This is a genomic window from Mesorhizobium sp. M1A.F.Ca.IN.020.06.1.1 (assembly GCF_004023265.1).
In the GTDB taxonomy this organism is placed as follows: domain Bacteria; phylum Pseudomonadota; class Alphaproteobacteria; order Rhizobiales; family Rhizobiaceae; genus Mesorhizobium.
Genome location: NZ_RZSR01001339.1, coordinates 1 through 1,198, shown reverse-complemented (window position 1 = coordinate 1,198; position 1,198 = coordinate 1). Strand labels below are relative to the sequence as shown.

The 1,198-nt window shown below is 65.5% G+C and carries 2 protein-coding genes; both read right to left on the bottom strand.

Annotated features, from left to right (window positions below; genetic code table 11):
• The coding region (locus EOA60_RS33810) for a DMT family transporter (protein WP_164899799.1) at positions 1-896 on the bottom strand (896 nt) is incomplete at its 3' end.
• A 55-nt stretch (positions 897-951) separates the two neighbouring features.
• Positions 952-1,198 (bottom strand): DMT family transporter (locus EOA60_RS33805; RefSeq protein WP_164899798.1); only part of this gene is annotated, 247 nt, incomplete at its 5' end.

Genomic DNA, 1,198 nt, shown 5'->3' with positions numbered 1-1,198 from the left:
GGCTGCGCGACGAGCCGCAGCAGGTCGACCTTCTGTTCCAGGACCTGCTCATCGGCGTGACCAGCTTCTTCCGGGACGATGCTGGCCAGCGGTGGGAATTCGCCGAGGAACAGCAAGGCGAACAGGATGGCGAACGGCACTTCGGCCGAGCCGAGCAGGCCGGATTCGGCGGCGGGGATAAGCCGCGAACCTTCGGTCCACAGGATCGAGGCCAGCGCGAAGGAGCAGCCGAAGGTGGCAAGCAGCACCATATCGCGGGTCGAAACGGCAACCGGGTCGGTGACGAACCAGCCGAGGACGAAGAGCAGGAAGGCCGACACCGCGCCGGCCCAGACGACGGGCGAGTCGCGAAAGGCGCGCACCATGATCATGTAGAGCGCGCTGCCGGTGGTCATCAAAAGCGCCAGCCCGTCGCCGAACAGGTGGCCGCTGCCAAAGCCGCCGCCCACCATGACGGCGACGCCGCATAGCGACACGGCCGCCGCCAGCATCGTCTGTAGCCGGAATTTTTCCCGCACCAGCAGCAAGGCAAGCAGTGCGGCTATGAAGGGTGAGGTGGCGTAGATCACCGCGACATTGGCGACATAGGTGTATTTGAACGCCGCGATGAAGGCGATGCTGGCGGCAGCCCCCTCGACCGCAAGCAGCCAGCCGCGCCAGCCGAGCCTGAGGCTCTCGCGCCCGCCCGAGCGGCGGCGGCGCCACAGCACGTAAAGAGCAATCAGGATCGAGCCGAAGAAGCCGCGCCAGCAGGTGATGGTCAGCGGATCGGCATGGATCGACTTGGTCAGCACGCCGGTGAGCGCGAAGGCGACGGCCGAGGCCGAGACTAGCACCACGCCCAGCATGCGCTCGGCTGTGGCGTCGGCGGTGCCCTTGGCAAGCTTTTCAGGCATGTCGACCGTATCCGTCATGGTACCAGACTATGCCGCTCGTGCTGACAGCCTTCTGTCATGAGTCCTCGACCCGTTTGCGGAAACGCTCGTTGCCGACGATCAGCAGGCCGGCGCCGATGATCAAAGCCGCGCCCATGAAAACTTCGGTTCTCGGCACGTCGCCCCAGATGGCGAAGCCCAGCGCAAACGCCCAGACCAGCGAGGTGTATTCGAATGGCGCCACGATCGACACCGGCGCTCGTTTCATGCCTTCGAACAGCATGTATTGCGCGACGCCGCCGAGCGCGCCGACGCTCATGAGA